Genomic DNA, 241 nt, shown 5'->3' with positions numbered 1-241 from the left:
ACACACCGTTGAGGCACCGGAAGTTTTCGAAGACCCAGCTCCGGTGAGCCTTGTGATCAAGCGCAATGAGGCGGGGATCGCGCTGGACGGCGCTATCGCCTACCGCGAAGGCATCCCAGCTGGCGACAACCCATACAGCACCGAGGGCACCGACGAGGAATATGACCTCGCGATGAAGTGGGACGAGGCTTGGGACGAGGCGGCGGATGCAGCCGAGGCAAACGGCGAAGAGCAGTCCAAA

1 protein-coding gene is annotated in these 241 nt (G+C 62.2%); it reads left to right on the top strand.

Annotated elements, in window-relative coordinates; all coding sequences use genetic code 11:
* Nucleotides 1–43: 43 nt before the first annotated feature.
* A partial coding sequence (locus tag RMT89_RS45145; RefSeq protein WP_315889552.1) for a hypothetical protein occupies nucleotides 44–241 on the top strand: 198 nt, incomplete at its 3' end.

It is taken from the genome of Streptomyces sp. P17, from assembly GCF_032436805.1.
Taxonomy (GTDB): Bacteria; Actinomycetota; Actinomycetes; order Streptomycetales; family Streptomycetaceae; genus Streptomyces.
This window is presented reverse-complemented; position numbering and strand designations above follow the sequence as displayed.